The organism is Enterococcus sp. AZ163 (assembly GCF_050498925.1).
GTDB lineage: Bacteria > Bacillota > Bacilli > Lactobacillales > Enterococcaceae > Enterococcus_A > Enterococcus_A ferrettii.
Window position 1 is genome coordinate 1481858 of the sequence record NZ_JBIPAO010000001.1, and the last position, 26109, is coordinate 1507966.

General features: G+C 41.5%; 23 protein-coding genes, 1 pseudogene and 1 riboswitch. Of the genes and pseudogenes, 15 read left to right on the top strand and 9 right to left on the bottom strand.

The features are described 5' to 3' along the window. Positions 1-252: 252 nt before the first annotated feature. Together IGI46_RS07120 and IGI46_RS07125 are read right to left on the bottom strand one after the other, a co-directional pair. Entirely contained in the window at positions 253-1026 is a 774-nt protein-coding gene (locus IGI46_RS07120; RefSeq protein WP_429962652.1) for an ABC transporter permease, read from the bottom strand. Further along, positions 1023-1949, bottom strand: coding sequence for an ABC transporter ATP-binding protein (locus IGI46_RS07125; RefSeq protein ID WP_429962653.1), 927 nt, complete (start codon positions 1947-1949; stop codon positions 1023-1025). Before IGI46_RS07125 ends, IGI46_RS07120 begins: the two co-directional genes overlap by 4 nt. A gap of 309 nt (positions 1950-2258) precedes the next feature. Between IGI46_RS07125 and IGI46_RS07130 the strand changes: the two genes are divergently transcribed. From IGI46_RS07130 to IGI46_RS07150, 5 genes are all read left to right on the top strand, one after another. Then, positions 2259-3851, top strand: a complete 1593-nt coding sequence (locus tag IGI46_RS07130) for an alpha-glucoside-specific PTS transporter subunit IIBC (protein ID WP_207702161.1) — start codon at positions 2259-2261, stop codon at positions 3849-3851. A 22-nt stretch (positions 3852-3873) separates the two neighbouring features. Next, positions 3874-5205: a 6-phospho-alpha-glucosidase gene (locus IGI46_RS07135; RefSeq protein ID WP_429962654.1), complete on the top strand. Its 1332-nt coding sequence runs from the start codon at positions 3874-3876 to the stop codon at positions 5203-5205. Positions 5206-5308: 103 nt separating this feature from the next. Beyond that, on the top strand, positions 5309-6106 hold the full coding sequence (locus IGI46_RS07140; protein ID WP_429962655.1) for a MurR/RpiR family transcriptional regulator: 798 nt from the start codon (positions 5309-5311) through the stop codon (positions 6104-6106). Next, positions 6078-6527, top strand: a complete 450-nt coding sequence (locus IGI46_RS07145) for a hypothetical protein (RefSeq protein ID WP_429962656.1) — start codon at positions 6078-6080, stop codon at positions 6525-6527. The genes IGI46_RS07140 and IGI46_RS07145 overlap by 29 nt, the downstream gene beginning before the upstream one ends. 13 nt (positions 6528-6540) lie before the next feature. Further along, the gene (locus tag IGI46_RS07150; protein WP_429962657.1) at positions 6541-7008 is read left to right on the top strand and encodes a PTS sugar transporter subunit IIA; all 468 of its coding nucleotides are present in this window, start codon (positions 6541-6543) and stop codon (positions 7006-7008) included. Between the two features lie 187 nt (positions 7009-7195). On the opposite strand, the gene IGI46_RS07155 is transcribed toward IGI46_RS07150, so the two are convergent. Next, positions 7196-8188 (bottom strand): hypothetical protein, encoded by a 993-nt coding sequence (locus IGI46_RS07155; RefSeq protein WP_429973172.1) that lies wholly within the window; start codon positions 8186-8188, stop codon positions 7196-7198. Positions 8189-8852: 664 nt separating this feature from the next. Here IGI46_RS07155 and IGI46_RS07160 point away from each other — a divergent pair. The 5 genes from IGI46_RS07160 (at position 8853) to eno (ending at position 15541) form a co-directional block, all read left to right on the top strand. After that, on the top strand, positions 8853-11285 hold the full coding sequence (locus tag IGI46_RS07160) for a DEAD/DEAH box helicase family protein (protein ID WP_429962659.1): 2433 nt from the start codon (positions 8853-8855) through the stop codon (positions 11283-11285). Between the two features lie 17 nt (positions 11286-11302). Continuing rightward, positions 11303-12250: an aminoglycoside phosphotransferase family protein gene (locus IGI46_RS07165; RefSeq protein WP_429962660.1), complete on the top strand. Its 948-nt coding sequence runs from the start codon at positions 11303-11305 to the stop codon at positions 12248-12250. A 108-nt stretch (positions 12251-12358) separates the two neighbouring features. Continuing rightward, a complete protein-coding gene (locus IGI46_RS07170) occupies positions 12359-13273 on the top strand; it encodes an ABC transporter ATP-binding protein (RefSeq protein ID WP_429973173.1) in 915 nt (304 codons plus the stop codon). After that, positions 13266-14057: an ABC transporter permease gene (locus IGI46_RS07175; protein ID WP_429973174.1), complete on the top strand. Its 792-nt coding sequence runs from the start codon at positions 13266-13268 to the stop codon at positions 14055-14057. Before IGI46_RS07170 ends, IGI46_RS07175 begins: the two co-directional genes overlap by 8 nt. A gap of 57 nt (positions 14058-14114) precedes the next feature. Next, positions 14115-14176: riboswitch (Fluoride riboswitch) on the top strand. Between the two features lie 93 nt (positions 14177-14269). Next, positions 14270-15541, top strand: a complete 1272-nt coding sequence (gene eno / locus IGI46_RS07180) for a phosphopyruvate hydratase (protein WP_429962663.1) — start codon at positions 14270-14272, stop codon at positions 15539-15541. 86 nt (positions 15542-15627) lie between these two features. Here eno and IGI46_RS07185 read toward each other — a convergent pair whose 3' ends face one another. Genes IGI46_RS07185 through IGI46_RS07195 form a run of 3 tightly spaced genes read right to left on the bottom strand, consistent with a single transcriptional unit; the run spans position 15628 to position 17988 of the window. Beyond that, positions 15628-15981, bottom strand: coding sequence for a hypothetical protein (locus tag IGI46_RS07185; protein ID WP_429962664.1), 354 nt, complete (start codon positions 15979-15981; stop codon positions 15628-15630). Between the two features lie 23 nt (positions 15982-16004). Further along, positions 16005-17285, bottom strand: a complete 1281-nt coding sequence (locus tag IGI46_RS07190) for a sensor histidine kinase (protein WP_429962665.1) — start codon at positions 17283-17285, stop codon at positions 16005-16007. A 4-nt stretch (positions 17286-17289) separates the two neighbouring features. Beyond that, positions 17290-17988 (bottom strand): LytR/AlgR family response regulator transcription factor, encoded by a 699-nt coding sequence (locus IGI46_RS07195; protein WP_429962666.1) that lies wholly within the window; start codon positions 17986-17988, stop codon positions 17290-17292. A gap of 159 nt (positions 17989-18147) precedes the next feature. Between IGI46_RS07195 and IGI46_RS07200 the strand changes: the two genes are divergently transcribed. The 4 genes from IGI46_RS07200 to IGI46_RS07215 all read left to right on the top strand — a co-directional run bounded on the left by IGI46_RS07200 (position 18148) and on the right by IGI46_RS07215 (position 22459). Next, positions 18148-18906 carry an ABC transporter ATP-binding protein gene (locus IGI46_RS07200; protein ID WP_429973175.1) on the top strand — a complete coding sequence of 253 codons (759 nt, stop codon included), beginning with the start codon at positions 18148-18150 and terminating at the stop codon, positions 18904-18906. After that, a complete protein-coding gene (locus tag IGI46_RS07205; protein ID WP_429962668.1) occupies positions 18893-20983 on the top strand; it encodes an FtsX-like permease family protein in 2091 nt (696 codons plus the stop codon). Before IGI46_RS07200 ends, IGI46_RS07205 begins: the two co-directional genes overlap by 14 nt. A 130-nt stretch (positions 20984-21113) precedes the next feature. Continuing rightward, positions 21114-21857 carry an AAA family ATPase gene (locus tag IGI46_RS07210; RefSeq protein WP_429962669.1) on the top strand — a complete coding sequence of 248 codons (744 nt, stop codon included), beginning with the start codon at positions 21114-21116 and terminating at the stop codon, positions 21855-21857. Between the two features lie 197 nt (positions 21858-22054). Continuing rightward, positions 22055-22459 (top strand): hypothetical protein, encoded by a 405-nt coding sequence (locus IGI46_RS07215; protein ID WP_429962670.1) that lies wholly within the window; start codon positions 22055-22057, stop codon positions 22457-22459. Between the two features lie 51 nt (positions 22460-22510). On the opposite strand, the pseudogene IGI46_RS07220 reads toward IGI46_RS07215, so the two are convergent. Both IGI46_RS07220 and IGI46_RS07225 read right to left on the bottom strand, forming a co-directional pair. Continuing rightward, a pseudogene (locus IGI46_RS07220) lies at positions 22511-23428 on the bottom strand (pyridoxal phosphate-dependent decarboxylase family protein). After that, positions 23429-23890: a hypothetical protein gene (locus IGI46_RS07225; protein ID WP_429962671.1), complete on the bottom strand. Its 462-nt coding sequence runs from the start codon at positions 23888-23890 to the stop codon at positions 23429-23431. 187 nt (positions 23891-24077) lie between these two features. Here IGI46_RS07225 and IGI46_RS07230 point away from each other — a divergent pair, with 187 nt between their 5' ends. After that, on the top strand, positions 24078-25172 hold the full coding sequence (locus tag IGI46_RS07230) for a PQQ-dependent sugar dehydrogenase (RefSeq protein ID WP_429973176.1): 1095 nt from the start codon (positions 24078-24080) through the stop codon (positions 25170-25172). 118 nt (positions 25173-25290) lie between these two features. Here IGI46_RS07230 and IGI46_RS07235 read toward each other — a convergent pair whose 3' ends face one another. Then, positions 25291-25515, bottom strand: coding sequence for a helix-turn-helix domain-containing protein (locus tag IGI46_RS07235; RefSeq protein WP_429962673.1), 225 nt, complete (start codon positions 25513-25515; stop codon positions 25291-25293). Positions 25516-26109: the final 594 nt, after the last annotated feature.

Below are 26109 nucleotides of genomic sequence, written 5' to 3' on the forward strand. Positions count from 1 at the left end.
CGTTTTACTATTAGAGTGTAACAACAAATAATACAAATGGAGCTTTTAGAAAAGCGCTCAGCTCCGAGAAATAAGACCGATAATCCTAAAATTGCTGAGAGACACAACGAGTATTGGAGTTGATGTCGAACAGTACCTACTTGGAGCTTCTCATATTTTTGCGATTATTCGACTTATTTCCGAAGGAGCTGCTTCAGTTACACCGATTATACGGTTTTCAGAGGTTGTGACGTTTTATGTCACAGCCTCTTTCTATAGGTCTCGTTTCTTGAAGGAGATTAGGGAAAGAGCGCCGCAGCAAATAATTACTAGAACGGCTGCAATCATGGTATTGAACCAAAAGTTGTCCGGCAGATTCAACCAAGCAGAATCCATGCTGCCTTGGAAGCTTAAATATTGCAGAGCTTTTACTTTAGAATAAATGATTGTGATAATTCCAGTAGCAATCGGCAAAATGACCACCGTTAGAACGGCTGCAATATTGGAGAAGCTTAAATACAAAGCCAGTAAGCCAAAAGCAAAGATGGCATTAATAGATAAATACTGCACACCTAAGGTACGGAAAAGATTTTCAAAGTAATTGACCCCAAAATCCCCTACACCATTTTTGATGGTTGCCGTTAAGAAGGATAAGCCATAATAGAAGGCAAATTGCATCAATACTGTCACCATGAAAACGACATATTTCGACAAGAAGAATTTCTCACGAGAAACGCCCGACGAAATCAAGTTTTTTAAGGTCTTTCGTGATAGATCAAAACCGATAGTCATAACAAAAATCGGTAAGCAGAAATACATGAGAAAGCTGGACATAGTGGACATGGCGATTAAAGTGTTGGCACCAGACCATTGGGATTGGGTAACCTGCTCCTGCAGCTGCTGAAGGGAGTCATGGGAAATCCCTACTGAGCCTAAAGCTTCTGTTGCTACAGAGAGAACGACCAACCCAATTAAAAGCAATTGAGTGATGTAAAAGCCCTTTGAATGAAATAACCGATAAAAATCTGCTCGAATTGTATTAATCATGATACGTTTCCTCCTAATTCACCCACGAGTTCCGTGAAATAATCCTCTAAGTTTTGTTTTGAATGGTAAATGCCGTCAATCACAATTCGTTCTTCTACCAATGCGTGAATAATGTGATTGACCTGGTTTGATTCCCCGAAAATATGCATCGTATTCTCATCAACTACCTTTAGAACATAATGCAAGCTGTCCTGTAAAAATTTACTAGCCTGCTGGATTTGCTTAGTTTGCAGGACGATAAATTCATCGTTCATTTGATCAAATTCATGCTTCGAAATTTCCTTCACCAGCTGACCATCGTTGATAATTCCAAATCGGGTAGCGACATGGTAAAGTTCAGTTAAAATATGGCTGGAAATGATAATTGTCATCCCGCGTTCTTCATTCAATCGTTTGACGAGGCGACGAAATTCGACGATAGCGATCGGATCCAACCCATTGATTGGTTCGTCTAGAATTAGGAAGTCTGGACGAGTCAAAATGGCAATCGCAATGCCCAGCTTTTGCTTCATTCCTAAGGAGAAGTTCTTGTATTTTTTTCTGCCGGTATCTGTCAAATCCACCAGCTCTAAGGTTTCTTTGATAACTTGCTTAGACTGAACAATCCCTCTCAATTTACAATAGTAGGCTAAGTTTTGTTCTGCCGTCAGCTGATCGTAAGCGGATGGCGTTTCAATCACAGCTCCTGTACGTTTTAAGCTATTGGTCCATTCCTTATCGGTAGAAGAACCAAACAAGGCGATTTGACCGTTTGTTGGTGCAATTAATCGGGTGATTGCTTTTAACAGGGTTGTTTTACCGGCGCCATTACGACCGATCAAGCCGTAAATTTCTCCTTTACGAATGTGTAGTGAGACATTTTTCAAAGCATATTGCTGTTTGTATTTTTTATTCAGTTGTTGAACAGTTAGAATAGTTTCCATGGTATGCTGCTCCTTTTTAGTTAAGTTTAGTTTTGTTAAGGCCGGAATCAGTTAACTGACCTTCTATACTTATCAGTTTACGGTTTCTTTTTCAGATAACTCTCAACCAATTCTAAAATGTTTCTAAAGTTTGGGGGATATTTAGCTGGAAAGACGGTTGGTCATGCTTTTTTTGAGAAATTTCCCGCAGCATGACACTTTTTTTCTTTTTAAGAAACGGCTTCTCTAAAGGACTATCAGGCATTGTAAGCGAATTCCTTAGCTGGTATAACTAAGGCATAGCAAATAAAGAGGAGGTTATTTCCCACTATGATGGAAAAAATTCAGCGCTTTGGCGGCGCGATGTTTACACCAGTATTATTATTCTCTTTTTCGGGAATTATGGTGGCTTTAGCAATTATTTTTAAAAATCCGATGCTCGTAGGCAGTATTGCCAACGAAGGAACTGTCTGGTACGGAATCTGGTCTGTTCTCGAAAATGGTGCGTGGACAGTGTTTAACCAAATGGAGCTGCTGTTTGTCATTGGTTTGCCGATTGGATTGGCTAAAAAGGCCAATGCTCGAGCAGCAATGGAGGCCTTCGTAGTCTATTTAACTTTTCAATATTTTGTCAGCGCGATGCTGGAATATTTCGGCAGATTCTTTGGCGTGAATTTTGCCCAAGAGGTTGGTGGCGAAAGCGGCATGAAGATGATTGCTGGGATTAAGACCTTGGACACGGGGATTGTTGGAGCGATTTTGATTTCTGCTATTGTTGTATTTTTACACAATCGCTTTTTCGATACGAAGCTGCCGGATTTCTTAGGTATTTTTCAAGGCTCATCCTTAGTAGTGATTTTAGGATTTTTCACGATGCTGCCGGTGGCTTTTATTATTTGTCTAGTATGGCCGAAGGTTCAAATGGGTATTAGTTCTTTACAAGGCTTTTTAGCCAGTGCTGGAATTTTTGGCGTTTGGCTCTATACTTTCCTGGAACGAATTTTGATTCCAACCGGGCTGCATCATTTCATTTATACACCATTTATTTATGGCCCAGCGGTAGTAGAGGATGGCATTACCAAATATTGGATGGCACACTTAACGGAGTATTCTCAAGTGACAACACCATTAAAGCAGCTGTTTCCAGAGGGTGGTTTTGCTCTTCACGGCAATTCAAAAATATTTGCTTCTCCAGGAATCGCGATGGCCTTCTACTTTACGGCTAAGCCAGAGAATAAGAAAAAGGTACTAGCCATTTTAATTCCGGCAACCTTAACAGCTGTTCTGGCAGGGATTACCGAGCCATTAGAATTCACCTTCCTATTTGTATCCCCAGCCTTGTTCGCTGTACATGCCATTTTAGCAGCAACCATGGCGGCAACAATGTATGGATTTGGTGTAGTAGGTGATATGGGGGGCGGATTTATTGATTTACTGGCGAAGAATTGGATTCCCCTATTTGCCAATCACAAAGGAATGATTTTCACACAGCTGGTCATTGGTTTAGCCTTTGTGGCAATTTACTTCTTTGTTTTCCGCTTCTTAATCCTGAAATTTAATTTTGCGACACCTGGTCGAGAAGAGACCGCCGATGTTAAATTATTTACTAAAAAGGATTACAAAGAGCGTCAGGCTGGAGCGGGTGCAATGGCCACTGCTGATGGCGGTAACCGTTATACTCAACAAGCTGCAATTTATTTGGAAGCCTTTGGCGGTACAGATAATATCGAAAAAGTGAATAATTGTGCGACTCGTTTAAGAATTACTGTCAAAAATGAAAACCTGGTACAGCCAGATGATTCCTTCAGAGAAGGTGGGGCTCATGGTGTTGTAAGAAATGGCAATGCGTTTCAGGTAATTGTTGGATTGGATGTTCCGCAAGTGCGGGAGCAATTCGAGCAGTTGCTTAAAATAAATGATTAACTATAAGGAGAGATTGATTTAAATGAAGAAATTTTCTATTGTAATTGCTGGTGGAGGAAGTACCTTTACACCTGGGATTGTACTGATGCTTTTAGAAAACCTGGATCGTTTCCCGATTCGCCAAATCAAGTTTTATGACAACAACCAAGAAAGACAACAGCAAATTGCGGATGCCTGTGAGATTATTATTAAGGAAAGAGCCTCAGATATTAACTTCGTAGCGACAACTGATCCTAAGACAGCTTTTGAGGATGTTGATTTCGTGATGGCTCACATTCGTGTGGGACTGTATGCGATGCGAGAACAGGATGAAAAGATTCCATTGAAATATGGCGTTGTAGGACAGGAGACTTGCGGACCTGGCGGAATTGCTTATGGAATGCGTTCTATCGGAGGTGTGTTAGAGCTGGTGGATTACATGGAGAAATATTCCCCCGATGCATGGATGCTGAATTATTCAAATCCTGCAGCAATTGTGGCTGAAGCAACTCGCAAGCTGCGTCCAACAGCTAAGATCATCAATATTTGTGATATGCCTGTAGGAATTGAAGAACGGATGGCTAAAGCAGTCGGACTTTCTTCCCGCAAAGAAATGGTCGTACGCTACTATGGTTTGAATCACTTTGGCTGGTGGACAGATATTCGAGACCAAGAAGGCAATGATTTGATGCCGAAAATTAAAGAGCACGTTGCTAAATACGGCTATTCGCTGCAGGATGAGATTGAAGAGTCCCAGCATACGGATGAAAGCTGGATGCATACCTTTGCCAAGGCAAAAGATGTGCATGCTGTTGATCCAGACACATTGCCGAATACGTATTTGAAATATTATTTGTACCCGCAGGATGAAGTAGCGCATGCGAATCCAGAATACACCCGAGCAAATGAAGTAATGGCCGGACGGGAGAAGCATGTCTTTGGAGAATGCAACAAGATTGCTAAAGCAGGAACCGCGGAAGGAACGACACTAGAAGTCGACGAGCATGCCAGCTATATTGTGGACTTGGCTCGAGCAATCGCCTACAACACACACGAAAGAATGCTGCTGATTGTACCGAATGAAGGAGCTATCGTAAACTTCGATGAAACGGCCATGGTGGAAGTGCCTTGTATTGTTGGAACGAATGGGCCAGAGCCGTTAACACAAGGGAAAATCCCTCAGTTCCAAAAAGGGTTGATGGAGCAACAGGTGTCAGTCGAAAAATTAGTAGTAGAAGCTTGGAAAGAGGGCTCTTACCAAAAATTGTGGCAAGCACTAACGTTATCCAGAATTGTGCCAAATGCCCGAATTGCACAGCAGCTGCTAGACGATTTAATCGAGGCCAATCAGGAATTCTGGCCAGCCTTAAACTAATCGCAGAATTGGGAAGCAACTTAGCTTGCTTCCTGATTTCAATTCATATTTATGACCAAATCTTCTATAATAATGACAATGACAAAAACGAAGAGGCGATTATATGGATTTAGCTGGAATTGCTCAGCAGCATCAAAGAGAATTAGGCGAATTAGACAAAGAAATTATTGGATTTATTCTAGACAATCAGACAGCTACTGAACAAATGAATATTATCGAGCTGGCGGATGCTGTACATACCTCAAAGTCAACAATTCTGCGGTTAACTAAAAAACTGGGTTTTACTGGTTTTTCAGAATTTAAGTACTTTTTGAAGCAGAATCGAGTCTCTGACTCTTATAAGGGACCAAACGTTGACAGCGTGGCGACACAAATCAGTGATATCACTCGAACCCTCGACTACTTAAAAAGTCAGGACATGACGAAGCTGCTGCAGAAAATGGATGATTCAGAGACAATTTACTGTTATGGTACGGGCTATTCCCAGCGAAAGGTAATAGAGGAATTTTCTAAATTAATGATTTGTGTCGAGAAGCGGGTCATTATTTTGCCCAATAAAACCGAGTTCGACATCTCAATGCCAATGATCAAAAAGACTGATTTGGTGATCTTTGCTTCTTTGAGCGGAGAAACCGACGATGTCAAAGAAAATTTGGATATTTTGGCAATGCGAGGCATTACAACAACGGCTATTACTTCCTTTGGTGACAATTACTTTAGCCGCAAAGCGGATTATTCTTTGTTTTATTACGCAACACCAATTATTGTTGGTCGAAAATCCTTTATCTCAGAAAGTTTAATCGGTTTAAGCTGTGCCATGGATTATCTATTTAGAAAGTATGGTGAATTTACAAAACATGCTGATCAGAAAAATGAACCAACTAAACAACACGAAATATAAAAGCTTAGTGTTAGGCTACTGGCTATTATTACCTTTTTTATTCTTTATGTATCTATTGACCTTTGCGACTGTCAAAGGCAGCTCGGTGAGTTCATTGCTGACAAGTATCCCCTCATTAACGCTGACATTTTTATTAAGCTGTTTGCTGCTGATTCAGGCATATTTGCTGTATCGTTTAACTACGAAGGAAACGAATGAAAAACTGTTGAACCACTTTCTATTATTTTCCATGCTGCAGCAGGCTATTACTGCTAATTTAATTGGAACCGTTTTACTCTATTTATACCGTAAATCGTTAAAAAATGAGCAGCTAAAGAACACTTGCGAAACAGCTTGGTCTGTTCAGTTTGAAACGTATACCTTGATGGGCTTAGTAGGCCTTTTATCTGTGCTGGTTGTTGCCCTAACATTGATTCAATAACAGGAGGAACCTAATGCTTGGATTTTTGAAAAAGAAGAAAAATGAACTTTATGCACCAGCCGATGGTGAACTACTCAATTTAGAAAAGGTAAACGATCCGGTTTTTTCCACAGGTATGATGGGTCCTGGCTACGCAGTTGAACCAACCGCAGTTGAAATCTACGGACCGGCTGAAGCGAAAGTAACCTCCGTCTTTCCTACTAAGCACGCAATTGGCTTAAAAACACAAGCAGGCGTAGAAATTCTGATCCATCTCGGCATTGATACCGTTGAACTCGAAGGACAGGGCTTTGACATCCTTGTAAAGGAAGGTGATTCCGTTGATGGAACCACTAAGCTGGCCCATATGGACATTGAATTTTTAAAGGAAAAAGGCAAACCAGCGACAATTATGGTCCTTTTACCATCTCAAATAGACCGGCAGCTGTCCGTCGTCGAAAAAACTGTTGAGCATGGTGAAGCTGTAGGTGAAAGTATCTAGTGAACCAAACCAGAGATGCCCGTCATTTCTGGTTTTTTTGAATGCTCATTTACTCTTTTCAGGCAGCAGCAACATTAAGCAATTTCTCACCAAAACAAGATGGAAGAAGTATTTATTCCAACCGGATCAACAACGACTTCAAACAGTGTTCAAGAACCATGATTCTTAAAGCAAAAAAAATAATCAGCTATTTTCGTTTGTTCCGCTTGCGATTCTTTTTCTTGCCGGTTTTCTTTCGTACGGCTTTTTCTAACTCAAGATCCTTCTCTTCTTTCGGTATTTTGCCAACGGCATTTAAGTTTTTCCAGCTGGGCATCCGATCCGTCGGGGGTTTACCAAGCTTTTTCTTCTCTGACAGGATTGAATGCTGGGTCTGCTGCGACTGATTAGCAGACGTGGTTGACTGGGCTGCCTGAGAGTTTTCTTTGGCAACGTCCTTTGGCATAGATGTTTTAATGGATTGCTTTTTAGCCGGAGTTTTTTCCGGTTGTTCTTGCACGGATTCCTTTGCTTGATACATCGGGTCTTCCTCATTGCGGATGTCGAAGTTGCGAGAACGTTCATCGATGGCAAAATCTAGCCAAACTACTTGAGTAAATTGACGCACCCCCTCCTTTTGGAAAATGGTTAACTCTCCTAAGATGTTTAAAAGAGCTAAATGTTCTTGGGGCGAGCGAAGACACACGACATTGCTTAAGCTCCAATTGTGCATTTTACCGGCTTCATCTAAGAAGGCAGCCTTTAATTTTCGTTTTCTGTCGACGGGCTGTTCCCCAGAAATTAATGCGGGACGTAAAGATTCAATATGTAAACGCGTTTCCTGAGTAAGCTGGTTGAATTCTTGCTGGTTTTTATAGAGATGGCTGATGACAGTCTGCCATTCTTTCTCGGTAGTGAAATAATCTTGGAAGTAGAGGCATAAATGACGAACGGAGGCAGGGGCTTCGCCATTTAGGAACAAGTCGCGAACGTGCTCTTTTGCGACAAAGGATAGATCAAGCGGACTAAATGCATTGCGGATCATAATTGCTACACAAAATTGAATAAAACGAGCGGAGTATTTTGTCTCCAGTAAATAAGCTTCTAAGCGTTTAGAAAGCGTATCGCGTTTTTTTAGCGTGAAAATCTGTCTTTTTCCGAAGGGCTGGGTTGATTTGTTCACAGGTGATTGGCTTGTCATTTTTTTATCTCCTTAGGGGAATCTAATTTTTAATTGCATAATCTGCATTAATTATTCTGAAATTTCAGTTAGCAAATAATTGGAAGCGTTCTAATAATTTATTTATAGAATACCGTAAAATTCTGCTACATTCAACAATTAATTTTACCTAATATTCATTTCATATTGGACGAAATATAAAAAAATCGTACGGATCGTTTTATTTTATTGCGGTTATAGAAAGGTACAATGAGAAAAATGAGGTTTATAAATCAAGCAAAAAAGTGAAAATAAAAATATAAATACCGTTATTTAATAAAGGTCAATTTTGTGTTGTTTTAGTCGAAATAAAATTTCAAAAGGGCTGTTTTGACCCGTTTTTATAGTTGAGATTAGCCAAATATTTCAATAACTATTAATTTTTCATATTTGGAAGTCACCACTATTAAAAATAGAGCAGCGGTTGTTAATAATGCTCATGAAATGTCGAACAGTATCAAAGGACATGATACTTGTGAAGCAGAAAATTTTTCAATTTGCAGTAGATAAAAATCTAATACGAATCGGATTGGTTGAGAAAGAAGCCTATGAGAAGTTGCGGATGACCAGTAGGGTTGTCCGCAGTTTTTTTGCGAGGATCATTTAGGATATAATGGAGGAAATACTTGCAAGGGAGGGTACCAAGTTGTGGCTATCGGATGAAAAGATTCAATGGCGCAGTTATCAGAAGCATTTATTGGCTAATTTTTCCACGTATTTAACCAACGATTCCGTTCATCTTGTGGCTCCACCAGGGGCAGGGAAAACCTTTTTAGGCATCGAAATGGTTCGCCGATTGGACTGCAAGACATTGATTTTGGTTCCTTCACTGCTTTTAAAAAAGCAATGGCTGACTACAATTGAAGCGTTTTTCTTAGTTGATTCGGCGGACAGTTGCTATCTTTCAGGAACAATTGAAGAGCCAGCTCGAATCACTGTTGAGACGTATCAAACCATCTATAACCGTTTGAAGGAAGAGCCAACCTACTTTGATCAGCTTCAGCTAGAGCTTCTAGTTTTTGACGAGGCGCATCATTTGAAGAAAAGCTGGGGTGAACTTCTGGTTGAGTTGAAGAAAAAGCATCCCAAGCTGTTAACGATTTCCTTGACTGCGACACCGCCGATTGACAGCTCGCAGGCGGAATGGAAGCAGTATCTGGATCTGAATGGCATGATTGATGAGGAAATCAGCATCCCAGAGCTGGTGAAGGAAGGGGTTCTGTGCCCGCATCAGGATTTCCTCTATTTGATCCCGGCTAATCAGGAGATTACGCAGCATTATTTCGCATTTTTAGCGAAACAAAATGAACTGGTAACCGCGTTGATGGAGAACAAGGAAACAGTAGACTATTTGCTTTCCTTGGACTTTATTAAGCTACCTTTGGAGCATTCAGCTGAGATATATGAAAATTTTGAGCTCTTTACTAGTGCCTTGATTTTTTTGAATCACCACGGCTATGAATTGACGCCAGAGCATTGGCAGCTCTTAGGTATTTCCAAGAAACAGGGCAAGAAGTCGGCGGTTCCTCCTTTAGGCAAGAAACAGCTAAACACGATTTATCAGCGGCTTTTCGCCCAGCAGCCAGATCTGTCTATTTTCTATCAGCTAAAAAAGGCTGGCTGGTTGTATGACGAGGGATTGCATATGTTTCCAGAGTATCCAGATACGGTCGCAAATCATGCTGTTCCAGAGAAAAAAAAGGCGGTTTGTCAAATCCTGATAAAGGAAGAAGTTCAACTGAAGCAGGATATGACGGCCGTTGTTCTGACGGATCGCATTTGTAAAGAGGTGTTGGCTGGTGGAGACGGTACCTTAGCATATGGAGTGGTTCCATTGTTTGATGAAATTGTTTCTTTGCTGGGCACCACGCAACAAATCGGTGCGATCTGCGGAGAATTTTTACTACTGCCGCAACAACTAGTGACGGTTGAGCTGGCAGAGTTAGCAATAGGCATGAAGGAACATCCTTATATTTCGGGCTACTTCTGTCTAACGATGGATGACAAAAATCGCCAAGCTTTGATGCAGGCGGCTACGCGATTATTAACAGAGAAGAAGCTGAATATTTTGGTAGGAACGGTCAGCTTGCTAGGAGAAGGCTGGGATTGTCCAGCGATTAATTTATTGATTTTAGCTAATCAAGCATCTTCGTTTGTCCAAACTCAGCAGCTGCGAGGGCGTGGATTGCGGTTAGGTGCGCAAGATAAAGTGACGAATATTTGGCATTTAGGGGTTGGTCTGCCGGGGGTATCGTTGACTGAACAGCCGGATTTGACAAGAATATTCCGGCGTTTGGGCTATATTTCAGGACTAACCTTTGAGGAGCCATCAAAAATCGAAAGCGGGGGAGATCGTTTTACTTTGCCCCTGAAGTACACCACCACTACGATGGAAACCTACACTCAGTCGATGTTCTATTTTTCCAGTGAACGCACTAAGCTAAAGGAACGATGGACCGCTGCTTTAGCAAGTGGGTGGCACCTGTCCATGCCGGTCATTATCAGGAAAGTGGATCAGGAAAGTCAAGGACCAGAAGAATTGTTGCCAGTGGTGGTTAAAAATACGAAAAAGCCAACCTTCTGGCGATCATTGCTTAACGGCAGTTTGTCGGAATATTTGCAGCTTCGAGGACAGCAGAAACAATGGCAAAAGGAATGTGAGCAAAAAGAAATCTTAGCAAACTGTGTTCAGAAGACCTTGCAGCAGCTAGGTGAAATTGCTGAACGTAAGGCAGTGGTAGAGGCTGATCAGCAGGAATTCAGTTGTTACCTTGAAAACGCCGGCTATCGCGAGGGACAGCTTTTTGCAGCGGTTATTTTAGAGCTTTTCGCACCGATTGAGAATCCGAGGTATTTAGCTGAGGGGAAAAAGCTTGTATTTCCGGTGCCGGAACGCTTTGCTCGTAACAAGCAGACAGCTAGCCTTTTTCTCAAAGAGTTAAACCAGCAATCGTTGCCCAAATGTCAGCTGGTATATACACGAAATCCTGTTGGACGTCAAAAATTGGTGGCTTACCGGATGGCTCAGTCCTTCCAGGTGCGCAACAATACAATGACTCAGAAAAATATTTGGACGTAAGAGAAGGGGGCGGAATAATGAGATTGACGAGGAAAGAGCAAGTGCAAAAATTGGCACAATACTTAACAGCTGGTGAGTACTTCAGTGCCGAAGAGGATCGGATTTTTTTCTTGGAAAATCAAATGAATCATCCGATGATTGCTGGTAAATATAAGCCGGAAAATAGTCAGAGAGTACTTATCTCTGAGCAGAAGGTCAAACAGTTTTCCGGCACGATTCTCTGGTTCACCAGCAGTGGTGAAATAAAAATCTTTTCTGAGGATACTGTACTTATTCTGTGCAGCAGTAAAGCCAGTTATCAGAAAAAAATTCAGCATTATAACTATTTCTCACCGTTCTTTTCCGTGCCATCGCTGCAGCAGCGGAATGCCGAAAAGCTGCAATTGATAGAGGAGCGGATCGATTTTAGGAGGATAGCCACCCAGGATGATCCGCTGATTTTAAAGACAATTTATCAGGACTACACACGCTATTTCTTGCAGCAGCGAACAATGGCTGCCAAACATAGTGTGACAGAATTTCTGGCTCAACCCAATGAAAGGCTTGAAAAGCTGGTCAAGGAGATTCAGCCTGACCTGCTAACAGCTCAATTTCCTTTTCTGATGCTGCATGGTGATTTGTGGACGGAAAATATTTTATTGGAAAAAGAAAATGAACAGCTCTGGTACATTGATTGGGACACGGCCGGAGAGTATCTTTTCTTTCACGATTTTTTCAAATTTATGTGGAATGAAGTGGATGTGCATGCGAACCATCGGTACTATCAGGCGTATCTGGCAGGGGAATATGATGAAGCCTTTGCTCGGATTTTTGGTTTATTTCAACTAGAATTTCAGCCGGAGTACCGAAAGGATTATTTCTATTTGTTTTTCCTAGGTTTTATGCTGGCGGGCGATGATTCGATTGCTGATAGCTGGAAGCAGATAGAACTGGTGGATTTTCTGGAAAAGATTGTTTTAAACTAGCGGAAGTTTCCTATTGCGTTACAAAGTTAACTATGACTCTCTTCATAACTCGTTTTCATCGTGCTACACTTAGACTAATCAAAAATTATAGAACCTATGAGGATAACCATGAAAGCCATTGAAGTAGCACATCTATCGAAACATTTTGCCAATCAACAAATTGCCGTGGACGACCTAAACCTTTCGATCAATCAAGGAGAGGTCTTTGGTTTTCTTGGGCCAAATGGTGCCGGAAAAACTACGACGGTTAAATTGCTGAATGGCATGCTGCAGCCAACTGACGGAGGCATGACTGTATTTGGTCATGATCCCACCAAGGAGTCTTCAACGATTCATCAATTTTCTGGTGTGTTGACCGAAAGAGCGGGCATGTACGATCAAATGACCGGGATTGATAACTTGATGTTTTACGGGGAGGTTTTCGGTTTAAGCAAACAAGAAAGCCGGGAAAGAGGTCTGTCTTTATTGGAGCAATTAGAGCTGACCTACGCAGCTGACCGGAAATTAACTTCTTATTCCACCGGGATGCGGCAGCGGCTGTCGCTGGCTCGCGCACTGATTCATCAACCAAAGATACTCTTCTTGGATGAGCCTACCAGTGGATTGGATCCGGAAAGTGTCTTGAACGTGAATCGACTGATTCAGGACCTCGCCAAAAATCAGGGAATTACGGTTTTCCTATGTACCCATCAATTAAGGTATGCGCAAGAAATTTGTACCAGCTATGGGTTGCTAGATGAGGGTAAGCTGTTGGCTACTGGTACGTTGGAAAGTCTGTGCAAGCAAACCTTCAAGGGGTTAAAGGTACAGATTGCGGCCAATCAGTTAAACTTGGTTGAACCTTATGAGACTTTGAGCAATGGCGAGTTTGAGTTCACCTTGTCCAGTGAAAAAGAAATTCCGGAGCTGGTGAGAAAAATTGTTCAATCAGGCTCGGATGTTTACAGTGTTTCAGCAAAAGAAATGACACTAGAGGAAATTTATTTTGCTTTGCTAGAAGAAGGAGGCTCAGCCCATGATTAATTCCAAGCAGCAAGCTATTATCAAGAAGGATATTCAAGGGATTGTTGCCAATAAGCGCTATTTTTATGTGATATTATTGATCCCCTTATTGTTTTCTGTTGTCTTACCTAGCGTTTTTGTATTAATTGCTTTGCTGACACCTGTCAGCTCTAACGATTTTCAACAGCTGCTTAAGACTTTGCCAGAGCAATATCAGCAGGGAGATTTAGGGATTCAGATTGTGCAAACGATTTTTAATTCCGTGCTGCCGATGTTTTTCTTGATGATTCCAATTATGACCGCGACGGTTATGGCAGCCAGCTCCTTCGTCGGGGAGAAGGAGAAGAATACCTTAGAGACGCTTCTGTACTCGCCATTATCAGTAAAACAAATTTTTCAAGCGAAGGTGTATTCTTCCTTTGTGGTCAGCTTTGGGATTACATTGTCTTCATTTGTGATCATGTTGCTGGTTGTTCAGGCAGAAGTATTTTTTCTGCGAAGTACGCTGCTTTCCTTAAGTGTTTCGTGGGCTTATATTTTGCTGCTGCTAGTTCCGGCAATTACCTTGGTATCAATTACAGTGATTGTTAAAGGCTCTGCCAAGTCGCAAACAATGGAAGAAGCGCAGCAGCGTTCCGGTTTTTTGGTTATGCCGCTGGTCCTTTTTATGGTGGGGCAGTTTACAGGGCTCTTCCTGATTAGTCCTTGGGCTATGCTGATCGCTGGCGTGGTATTAATGGGTGTGGCCGTTGTTCTGTTACAGAATTCTATGCAAAGCTTTACTTATGAAATGCTGCTGAAGTAGTAGTGCATAGGGAACAACATTTTTCTTGCAAAAAAAATTCTCAAGGTGTATGCTTACACATGAATAAGGGATGGTGTTCCCTATAACCGCTAAAACTAGCTGATGACACCTGTTTATCTAATGTTTATTTGCACTGCCTAAAAGGGCAGTTTGTGACTGACACTGGATAAGCAGGTGTTTTTTTGCATGATTTTTTAAGGAGGAGAAAGAACATGGAAGTAGTCATTGAAACTGTTAAAGCAAGAGAAATATTTGATTCACGAGGCAATCCTACCGTCGAGGTAGACGTACAATTGACAGATGGAAGCTTGGGTCGAGCAGAAGTTCCTTCAGGTGCGTCAACGGGAGACCGTGAAGCCGTGGAACTTAGAGACGGTGGCGAGCGGTTGCAAGGAAAAGGTGTTTCAAAAGCTGTAAACAATGTGAATACAGAAATTCGCGAAGCTTTAGCTGGAAAAGCACCCTTCAACCAAGCAGAAATTGATCAGCTCATGATTGACTTGGATGGAACAGCCAACAAAGGTCGATTAGGTGCTAATGCAATTTTGGGTGTATCTATGGCCGTTGCTCGAGCAGCAGCAGCAAGTCTGAATATACCTTTGTATCGCTACTTAGGCGGGGTGGATTTAGAATTGCCTCAACCATTTTTCAATGTCATTAATGGTGGTGTTCACGCTGATTCAGGCATTGATGTGCAGGAATTTTTGATCACACCTGTTGAACGGAAAAGCTTCCGCGATGGAGTAGAAAAAGTTGCCAATATTTACCATACCTTAAAATCAGTGTTAGCTAAAGAAGGATATGAAACGGCTGTTGGGGATGAGGGTGGCTTTGCGCCAAAACTTGGCAGTACCGAAGCAGCAGTAGAAATGTTGTATCAAGCAATTCAAACAGCTGGATACACTCCAGGCAGTGAGATTGCCATTGCATTAGATCCAGCTTCAAGTGAATTCTATTCAGACGAAACTAAGACCTATCGTTTTGAAGGTCGTGAATTAACTTCGGAAGAATTACTGAAGTATTACCAAAATCTAGTTGAAAGGTACCCAGCTATTATTTCAATTGAAGATGGGTTTTCTGAACATGATTGGGACGGGTTCAGGGCACAGACCGAGGCAATGGGAGACAAGATTCAATTAGTTGGCGACGATATTTTTGTCACCAATCCTGCCATTTTCAAAGAGGGGATCCAAAAACAGATTGCTAATGCTATTTTGATAAAGTTAAATCAGATCGGAACGGTATCGGAATCAATTGAAACAATCAAATTGGCTCGTAAAAATGGCTACAATACCATGATTTCTCATCGTTCAGGTGAAACGGGCGATACCTTTATTGCCGACTTTGCTGTAGCGATGAACGCTGGTCAGATCAAAACAGGCTCGATGGCCCGCAGTGAACGGGTAGAAAAATACAATCAATTTTTACGGATTGAAGAAGAACTGGGAAATGCAGCCAGCTTAGCAAGATTTCCCAAGGCTTAGCGTTTGAGTGACGAAAAAAAGCTTGATCCTGACATTCTGTCGAAGATCAAGCTTTTTTTGGTTACTCTTGAGGCTGATACCTTATTTCAAGGCTTTTGTGGGAAGCTAATAATTTTGCAGGATGGACTATTTGTTGCGAGTTCGTTTTGCATGTCTTCCACTAGCTCTTCTGGCGTAGTCGACGATTCGTCAGTACGTACTATCGGAGAGAATGCGGCATGACTCATTTCTTTTGGCCAGCTTTCTGGGATAGAAGGATCAAAGCTTTCCACCGACTTTGTCGAGAAAAGGTAGCGGCCTTTAGTAACTCCCGCGTTTTTTGCAGGTTTAGGCCTTTCATCTAAGTGATCATTGGATTTCCCAATGGTTGCAGTTAAATCTAGTGTCCAGTGTTGGACCTTTCCTTGGCTGTTTGTATAGTTAGCAACAAGTTTTGACATAGCAGAGGCTCCTCTTTTTAATCTTAGACGTCCATGATCACCAGCAAGAGTGAAAATTGATGCTCAGATTGTTTGATCTCGATTGTTCCTTCATAATTATCCACGATTTCTCGAATATTAGCTAGACCAAAGCCATGATTTTTCTTATCTGTTTTAGTAGTAAGCAGCAGCTCCGTTGAATTACTTGCGGCAGCTGAGATAGTGTTAGTAATCTCGTAGCTGAAGCAGCCCCGATGATAGCGAGCTTTGACAGTCAGTTTTCTCTGGCTGGGTTCTTCAATTTTTAGGCAGGCTTCAATGGCATTGTCCAGAGTATTGGCTAAAACAGTACATAGGCTGACATCGTCAATGCCAATGACATTACTAATATCAATATTGATAAAGCAGTCGATCCCATACTCTTGTGCTAACTGGTATTTTACGTTTAAGACATTATTGACTAAGGGATTTTTACAGAATTCACGCCGTTGGTTGGCATAGACAGTCGAAAGCTCAGTAAAATAGGCCTTCGCTTCCTCCACCTGGTTATCCTCTAAATAAGTACCCACCACACTCAAATGGTTATTTAAGTCATGCTTAAGCTTACGTATTTCCTGCTGATTTTTCTCCACCTCTAGATAATAAGCTTCCTGCATTTTTAAATTTTTATTTTCCATTTCCTTTTTAAATGCATCTGAAAGATAGCCAGTCAAATACTGAATACTAAAGCTGGTTAGGGCAGTAGCGCCCATTACCGGAAAGGTCAGCCAAATAGTATCAGGTGAAAAGATAACAATAAAAATGATTCCCACCAGCGGCCCTAAGCAGATTAAACTGATCATGCCCCAGGCAGAGGAATTCAACATTTTTTTTGCGTTAGTAATTTTTTGCTTAAAGCCTCGGTAGACCCCGTACCATATCACACTTTTTATACCGGCGAAAATTAGATGCAGTAGCGCGTCTAGTATTTCTCCTTGTCGGGTCATGAAAAAGATATAAACCCCGATTTCCTCCAGTAAAAAATTAGATGTAATCACTAAAGGCAGTAAAATTGCGATCGTACTAATCTTTCTGATGATTGTGCCATTGAAGCCAATAAAAAGCGTCAGAATAAACAAAAGGGATACGCCAAGGACATTTGCAACATCCTGCGGTTGGATAACGATCAGTACAATGATAAACATCGTGCAGCCAACTAGTGCCTTCAAAATTCGATTGTTTTTGACGGGAACAAAGCAACCCACTGTTTGATAAAAGTAGTAGGTTGCAATAATCTGAAACAGATAATTCAGTAGTATTAATAGAGGGACAATTAGCTTCATCATGTTTCTACTCCAATAAAGTTCTAGCAAAGGCAAGCTGCAATCCTTGCTTATTTGCACGACTAAGCGGCAAATGCTGACCAGCACAGCAGACGATCGTACTGCTGATTTCTTCAACAAAATATAGGTTTACAAGATAACGATTGTGGATCCGAATGAAATAATCCGGCAGCTCTAGTTCAAGCTCGTTGAGTTTTCCGTAGAAGGTTAAGGCTTCATCTTTTGTTTGAACATGGACCTTTCTTCCTTCGCTCCAAAAGTAGGAAATTTCCTGCAGCGGTAGCTTTCGTTGGCTGCCCTTATGGCTGAATAGAAAGGTTTGCTTGTTTTTTATGCCAAGCTCAGAAAGTGCGTAATCCAGCACCTCGAGAATTTTTTGTTCCTTATAGGGCTTCAAGATGTAATGCAAAGCTTGCACCTCATACCCTTGAAATACATAGTCTGGATGTGAAGTAACAAAAATGAGAAGGGGCTCTGCAGCCTGCTTGCGCAAGAGACGTGCGGTCTCCATCCCGTTCAGCTGTCCCATTTCAATATCAAGAAATAAAATGTCGGGAGTCACAGCAGCTAATTGAGCCAGTAATGCCTCACCATTTTCAAATTCATCGATTTGATAGGCCAACCCTTTTAATTGCAGGGACCGTTCAACGGTGGTTCGCAAAGCATTTCGTTGCTTTTTTTCGTCATCGCAAATGGCGATTCGCATTATTTTCACACCTCCTGTTCATCATTTTATCATAGTTATCCTGCAAAACTTTACAAAAATTAGGACAAAGTTGACATTGGTGCATCTATTTAGCCAGCTTTGTTTTGCTTATTATTAAGGTATGGAAAACGTAATGAAGAAAAAAGGAGGAGTTACAACATGCTGCAGGTGAATCATTTATGGAAAAGCTATCAAAGTGGACAAATTACCTATGACGTCTTAAAGGACGTTTCATTTACAATTGAAAAGGGCGAATTTGTTGGGGTAATGGGGCCTTCTGGAAGTGGAAAGACGACCTTGTTGAACTGTATTTCTTGCTTTATTCCTTATGAAAAAGGAGAAATCTTATTAAACGGGTCCAAGCTGGCGGCCTTAGAAGAAGAACAAATGGCAGAGGTTCGCAATGAAAAGCTGGGGTTTGTCTTTCAGGATTTTATGCTGCTGGATGGCTTAACTATTTTTGAAAATGTCTGCATTCCCAAAATTATAAAAAATGCACCTTACCGCAAAATGGAAGCCAAAGCACAGAAATTACTTCGCATGTTTGATATTGAAGAAATCGGCCAAAAATATCCTGTCGAGGTTTCCGGCGGACAAAAACAACGAACAGCAGTGGCCCGGGCTTTAATGAATAATCCTTTGTTGATTTTAGCCGATGAACCCACAGGAAATTTAGATAGTCGTTCAAGTGCTGCGGTGATCGGGGCCTTCGCTGAAGCTCAGCGTGAGCTACATGCCACCATCTGCATGGTTACTCATGACAGTTTTTCAGCTAGCTATTGTGATCGGGTGATTGTTATGAAGGATGGTCACGTATTTACCGAACTGACACGTAGGAGCAGTCCGGCTGTCTTCCATGATGAGCTGCTGCAGGTGCTTAAGGAACTGAGTGGAGGCGCTAGTCATGAACATGGATAAAGTTTTCAGCAAGCTGCGCCGCTACAATCGCGGCAATTATGTTCAGCTGGTCTTTTGTTTAACTTTTGCAATTCTTTTAATTACCTCCTTTGCGGCGACCATGTATAGTAAAACTGTGCAAACGGTGCTGCCGCTGGGAGGAGATTCTCGCAAGCAGGTTAACCTGATCTTTGCGGTAGCTTTAATCGGCTGTCTAATGTTTGCCGTTTATGCGGCAGGTCTCTTTTTCAAATATAAAAGTAGAGAGACCGGGGTGTTTCTGGCACTCGGTGCTTCTAAAAGAATATTGGCTAAGGCCTTTTATAAGGAATTAGGGAAAATTTTGTTGGCCTGCAGTCTTGTCGGCATCCTTGTAGGGAACCTTACTTCTTTTCTTATTTGGCAATTTTTCCGTTTGCTGGTGATTGATACCAGTCAGATGGCGTACCAATTTTCTCCGATTGGCACTGCGATCGGCGTAGTGTTTAGTTTAGTTGTTGGCTTGTTTGTCCTAGGTTTAGCTTATCTATTTATGAAGCGCAGCAATTTAATGGATATTTTAAACGAACAGCGCAAGAACGAGCCAATTCAGGAAGTGACGAAAACCTATGGATTGGTTGGTCTGGTAATGGTTGTCGCAGGGTTGTTGTTAGGCTATGGCGTACCTATGATCACAGCCACTTTGCTTAAATTTAGCCTGCCAGCGATCTGGAGCGCGACGTATCTCTTGTCTGTTGTAGGGATTTATCGGATACTTACGTATTTGATTTCTCATCATGAACGAGGCAGACGGCCGCAAAGCTATTACAAAAAAATCATTCCCTTCAGCATGATGAAATTCCAGGGAAAGCAAACCGTTCGCAATATGTGCGTGATGGCACTGCTAGTATTAGCGAGTCTATTTGCCTTGTTTTATGTCCCGATGAATTCGGTTTCCTTCTGGTCGATTGACGATAATCCGATTGATTTTTCGCTGCCGTTTCCTGCCTCTATCGAGTTTATGAATCAAGGCGACATTGAAAGCTTGGCTGCTGAGCATGGAGTGGCTGTAACCGATTATCAAGAGGTCTATTTTACAAAATTACTTGGCAGTGGAGTGGAACGGGATTGGACCGATGACGGACAATTTGTTGAAGATTATCAGGAAAAGAGTCGATACAGTGAGTTTATCAGTGCTTCTGCTTATCAACAAGCGACAGGTGAAGAGCTGAAGGTACCGCAAGGAAAGTACTACATTTTAGCAGGTGGGCCTGAAGGGTTCTGGTATAAGTTTGATGATTTGGATAAGGTAACCAATCCAGTGACCAATCAATCCTTCGACTTAACTTTTGCTGGCGATAAACAGGATTCAGCTCTTCATCGGTTTGGGACGGATCGTTATGTATTAAATGATGCCGATTTTGGCCAAATAGTCGGTGAAGGAATGCCGGCAGAACATCAGTTGAAGCAGTTGATGTTTAATGTGGAGGAAACCGAGGCTGCTCAAGCATTCGCCCAGGATGTATTCCAACGGTTCGTTGATCAATCACCGGCGGAAATGGCGCGAATCAATCCCTTTGATGACTATAAGTTTGAACAGGCTAAGTCCGCAAATGAACATTATGGTGATGATATTCCGATTGAGTTGGACGCGGACAATCCTGATTTAAGAGACAATTGGAAATATTACCCCAACATTAAAATTATTATGAAGCAAAACTTCCTGCGGGATATGGCGGTGTATTTCCTGCTCTTTGTTTATGTAGCAATTATCTGTCTAGCCGCTGTTGGGATTATTGGGTATACCCGCAGTATCACAATTGGAATTAACAATAAACAATTGTTCGATGACTTGACGAAGCTGGGAGCAAATAAGCGTTATATTCGCAAGACAATTCATTCACAATTAACCAAGATCTTTGTTTTCCCAATGGTGATTGGCGTCATCGTCGTCCTGCTTTATACACTGCTGATTTTCTGGGGCAATGATCGAGTACTGACCTCTGAAGAGTTGAAATCGTATGTAATAGATATAGGATTAGTGGTTGTTGTGAGTATTTACGTCTATGCCGTCTATCGTGCTTCTTTAAAAAAATTATTGAAGATTGTGTACCAGTAGGAGCGGTTCGAAACAGCTAGTTGTGAGAAAAGAATAGCCAATTAAGCTGGCAGCTGCTAAAGCGTTACTTGTCTTAGCAGCTGCCAGCTTGTATGATTAAAAGAAATATGTGCGATGCAAAGGAGAAGCTATGTTTGTTTACGAGATGCGGTTGCCAAAAGCGAAACTGCCCAAAGGATATCCTTATGACGTTTTTGCGGTTCAAGAAATCCTCAAACAAGGAGGAGCCTTGCCTTTTACCGCACCGGTCACCTTTTTATCTGGTGACAATGGAACAGGCAAATCAACTATTTTAGAAGCTATTGCAGTGGCTTACGGTATTAATCCTGAAGGGGGAAGCCAAAATTTCAACTTTTCCACGGTTGCGAGTCATTCTTCTTTATATGAACAGGTTCTTTTAGTTAAAAAAGGCGATATTCCGCAAACCAAATTCTTTTTACGTTCCGAAACCTATTACAATGTTGCCTCTGAATTAGAAGCACTAGGACAAGATCCAATGGAAGGGGCCTTAGCACATGCTTCTTACGGCGGTCAACCGTTGCATACTCGTTCGCATGGGGAAGGACTATTATCTATTATCGAAAATCGTTTTGGCAATAAGGGCTTTTATTTACTGGATGAGCCGGAAGCCGGATTGGCAACCAGTCGCCAGTATGCGTTGCTGCAGGAAATCCATCGCTTAGTAAAAGGCGGCTCGCAATTAATTATTGCCACGCATTCACCGATTATTATGTCTTATCCCGATGCTGCCATTTATCAGTTCTCACGTGAAGGGATTGAAGAGCTTTCGTTAGAAGAGACCATCGCTTTTAAAGAAACGAAGCTGTTTTATGAGGATCCTAAACGAATGCTGCATTACCTGTTGAGGGAATAAGTGTCCATTCAGGGCAATCTGAGTAAGTGTTTTTTGTTCTAGGCTATCAGTTGACACTCTGCTAAAAGGGACGTATAATTCAGTTATATAAAATTGTGAAAATATTCACTAATGAATTTCTGAACCTTTTGTAGAAGCTTTGGCTTAATGAGTGAGACACTCACTTTTTAAAATAGAGAAACTTAGGAGTGGAAGATATGGAGAAATTGATGCTGGCAACAGAAGACATTTTTTTGGACACTACCGATACGGAACAATGTATGGCTTTTGGCTGTGCAAAGCTGGTAGAATACTTGCGGCGCAGGGATTTTGAAACAGGTCTAGTCTTATTGGATGTGTCGAAGACGATCGACGATTCGGTTCAAGAAGCCCTGAATCTTTACATACCAGTTGAAGAAATCTTCGATAAAAGAACCTTTCCCCACAATCCGAAATATTTTTTAGATAACTCAATGGAGCGCTTGGAAAAGGCTTCAGAGAAGGGATTCATCCCAGTTCTGATTGCAGAAGATTCGGAGGAGGAGTTGTCATTAAATTGTCTGGCTTATCCCACGGTCTCAGATTTTCATCTTTCTTTGATTCAAGCGGCTTTCGAAAAGTAATAGCAACAGCCTGATTGTGGAGAAATCCGACAACCAGGCTTTTTTAATACGTTATAGCTGCTGTGCATCCGCTTCGAGAGAGTGCCAAATAATGGCTACATCGGCGGGTTTAGTTTGCCAGTTACTGAAGGAGGCCCGAATTGCTGGCTTTTTTTTATAAGTAGTAGGAGTTAAAAAGACCTGACCCGCTTGATTGACTTTTTTCAAAAATTCAGTTGTTTTAGTTGGATCCTTCAAGGCAAAGCAGACACCATTCAAGCGGACTGGACTCAACAGCTCAAAGAACGGACTGTCAGTAATTCGCTTTCCTAACTCCAAAGCAAAGGCTGAATTTTGTTCAACCAGCTGTCTGTATCCGGCTTTCCCGTATGCTTTTAAAGTGAACCAAGCAGGCAGCGCTCGGAAACGGCGGGAATTTTCTGGTGTAAGATTAGAAAAGTCCGGCTGCGCTCCGCCAGTATTCAAATAGCTCGCATGATTATTGAAGACCTCTAGCTACAGCTCTTGATGTTGGGTAAACTGCATAGCTGAATCATAAGGAACATTCAGCCATTTATGGGCATCGATGGTAATTGAATCAGCATGATTCAGACCCGTAAGCAGCTGCTCAAATTTCGGTGAGCAAGCCGCAAAACCGCCAAAAGCAGCATCTACATGCAGCCAGAAGGGATAGTTTTTCTTCAATTGACCAATGGCTTCAAGGTCATCAAAATCAACGGTATTGACGGTTCCAGCATTGGCAACCACGATACAGGGCCGGTCCAATTGTTTTAGAAAGGTTTCCAGCGCTGCAAGATCAACAGCTTCACGATCATCCTTAACAGGAATCGGTTGCAGCGCATTTCTGCCAATTCCCAGCATAGCGGCAGCTTTAGAAATACTTGAGTGAGGCGTGCCGCTGGCAATTTTTATTTCTGGGATCGAAAAAAGACCACTTTCTGCAAGGTCCTGACCATATTGTTTGCCTATCTATTGTCTGCCTTGAGCTAGGCCGACAAAGTTTGCCATTGTCGCACCGCTGACGAAGCTGCCTGTATACGCCTGCTTGAGTGAAAAGAGGTCTTTTAGCATCTCAATAGTTAACAGCTCGATTTGACCAGCCAATGAGTAGGAAAAGTTGGCTGCATTTTGATCGTAAAGACTTGTCAGCCAATCTCCTATAATTGCTGCTGGTGTGGCACCTCCAGTTACAAAACCTAAATAACGTGGTCCGTTGCTGCCGCTTAATTCTTCCGCGAAAAACTCAGAAAAGTATTCTAATGCTTCGCTTGCTCCAGTACCAAGTTCAGTTAATCCTTCGTTTGCTGAAAGCTGAGCAGTATTAGCGACTGGTTTTTCATTGATTGTTTCAAAATAATCCTGCTCCAGCCCTATGAACTGCTGCATCAGTGCTGCAAATTGCTGTTTATCTGTGTCCATTGAATGTGCCATGTCTTGTCTCCTTCTCGCCTAGTCTTATTTCCCCTCATTATCCGTGCTGAGGCAGCGAACCGTCAATGGAAATTCTTCAATTGGTAAAATTGATTTCAAATGAAGCATATATTTTTACAGGGTCTTTTCATAGATGGTACCTTGGAGACTAAGAGAGCGTTTAAAAAAAGACCAGGAGTGATTAGAAATGAAAAGATTACTGATCTTTAGTGCCATCGCTGGTATGATTCTTGCCGGCTGTGCCACAAATGAAACGACTGACACGAGCAACAATGACAGAACGACTGACACCTCCAGTTCTAGCGCTAATCAATCGGCAAGTGCTGATCCAGAAGTTATTGCGGACAATTTGGAGGTTCCTTGGGCGATTGAAAAGAGCAATGACACGATTTACTTAACACAACGAGGCGGTTCAATTATACGAATTGAAAATGGTGAAACAAGAGAGCAGCCAGTAAATTTTGACGAAACAGTTTCTTCTGCTTCGGAGGCAGGATTTTTAGGATTTGTTCTAAGACCCGATCTTACCACCTCCAATGAAGCATTTGGTTATTACACCTATGAGAAGGGCAGCGATCGGATGAACCGGATTGTGAAGCTGCACTTAGATGGAAATCAATGGGAGGAAACAGAAGTGCTGCTAGATGAGATTCCTAGTGGGGCGAATCATCACGGCGGTCGAATGAAGATTGGGCCAGATGATAAGCTCTATGTAACGACGGGGGATGCTTCAGTTCCCGACAATGCTCAGGACTTGGATTCATTAGCGGGAAAAATTCTACGGTTGAATCTCGACGGTTCAATCCCTAATGATAATCCTTCTGCCGACTCTTATGTTTACAGCTATGGACACCGCAATGCCCAAGGGCTTGCTTGGTCTGATGACAGTACGATGTATGCCAGCGAGCATGGTGCCAGTGCCAACGATGAAATTATTGTAGTCGAGGCTGGAAAAAATTATGGCTGGCCAGTCATTGAAGGCAACGAAACCCGTGATGGAATGGAAGCCCCACTGTTTACCTCAGGCAGCAACCAGACGTGGGCCCCCTCAGGTATGGACTATCATGATCAGAAGCTTTATGTAGCTGCTTTGCGAGGTACCGCAGTTTTGGAATTCGATCTAGCAAATAATCATCAAAGGGAGCTGATTACGGATTATGGTCGGATTCGGGATGTCTATAGTGATGGGGATGATCTGTATTTCATTACCAACAATCGTGATGGCCGAGGCAGCCCTTCTGATAATGATGATCAGCTGCTTAAGGTTAGTTTAGAAAATTAATTGAGTGAATGAGCACAGGTAGACTGAAGAGTTAAGTCTATCTGTGCTTTTTTACGTAAAACAAGTAATCAGGAACTAAAGTACCGAACTAAGGCCAGTGTTGGGTATCAGTACTCTACTAATGACTTTCTCTAGAATAAGGATTTTTTTCATTTGTTAGCCCTACAAGATAATCGATACTTGTTCCATAATATACGGCCAATTTGTAGATAAGATGGAGTGGAATCTCTCGTTGTCCACGTTCATATTTTGAGTAAAGCGATTGGTCACATTGCAAATAAGCAGCAACCTCTTGCTGGGTCAAATCTCGATCTTCTCTGACATCTTTGATTTTTAAATTCATGTAATCACCTAATGTAAGTTTACATTAGGACAATACGACCTACTGTATTTTAGGACTATTTGTCCTAGAATAGTGTAATAGAACTAGACTAAGTTGAGTATTTTGGTATGCTTCTTTTGAGTAAATTAGAAGAAAGGGATGAAATAGAATGCTTATGTACGATTATAAGTAATTATTGAGAGTATAAAGAAATAAAATCATGAGGAAAAGTAAATTTAATTAGAGGGTGGTGGGAGAATAAAAAAATTGATGCAAAGATCATAACTTAATAGTAAACTTAAATAAGTTGAGTTTATTTTAATTTTAAAGGAAGGTAAATTCCAAAAATTAGTTTCTTAGACTAAATAAATCAAAGAAAAAAACGATAAAAATAAATAATCAATTTCTAATCAAAGTATAGTATACGGACGAAATTTCGTCAATATATTTCAAAAAAATAATTTTTTTGGATAATTCATCAATTTTTATTGTTCTTTAGTTACTAACTTTTGATTGGAAAAGAATAAAACAGTCTGTTTCAGGTGCTTTCTATGATTTTATTCGCCGTCAATTAAGCCGTCAAAACTATCACTAGATCAAAGGAGAAGTTTAAGT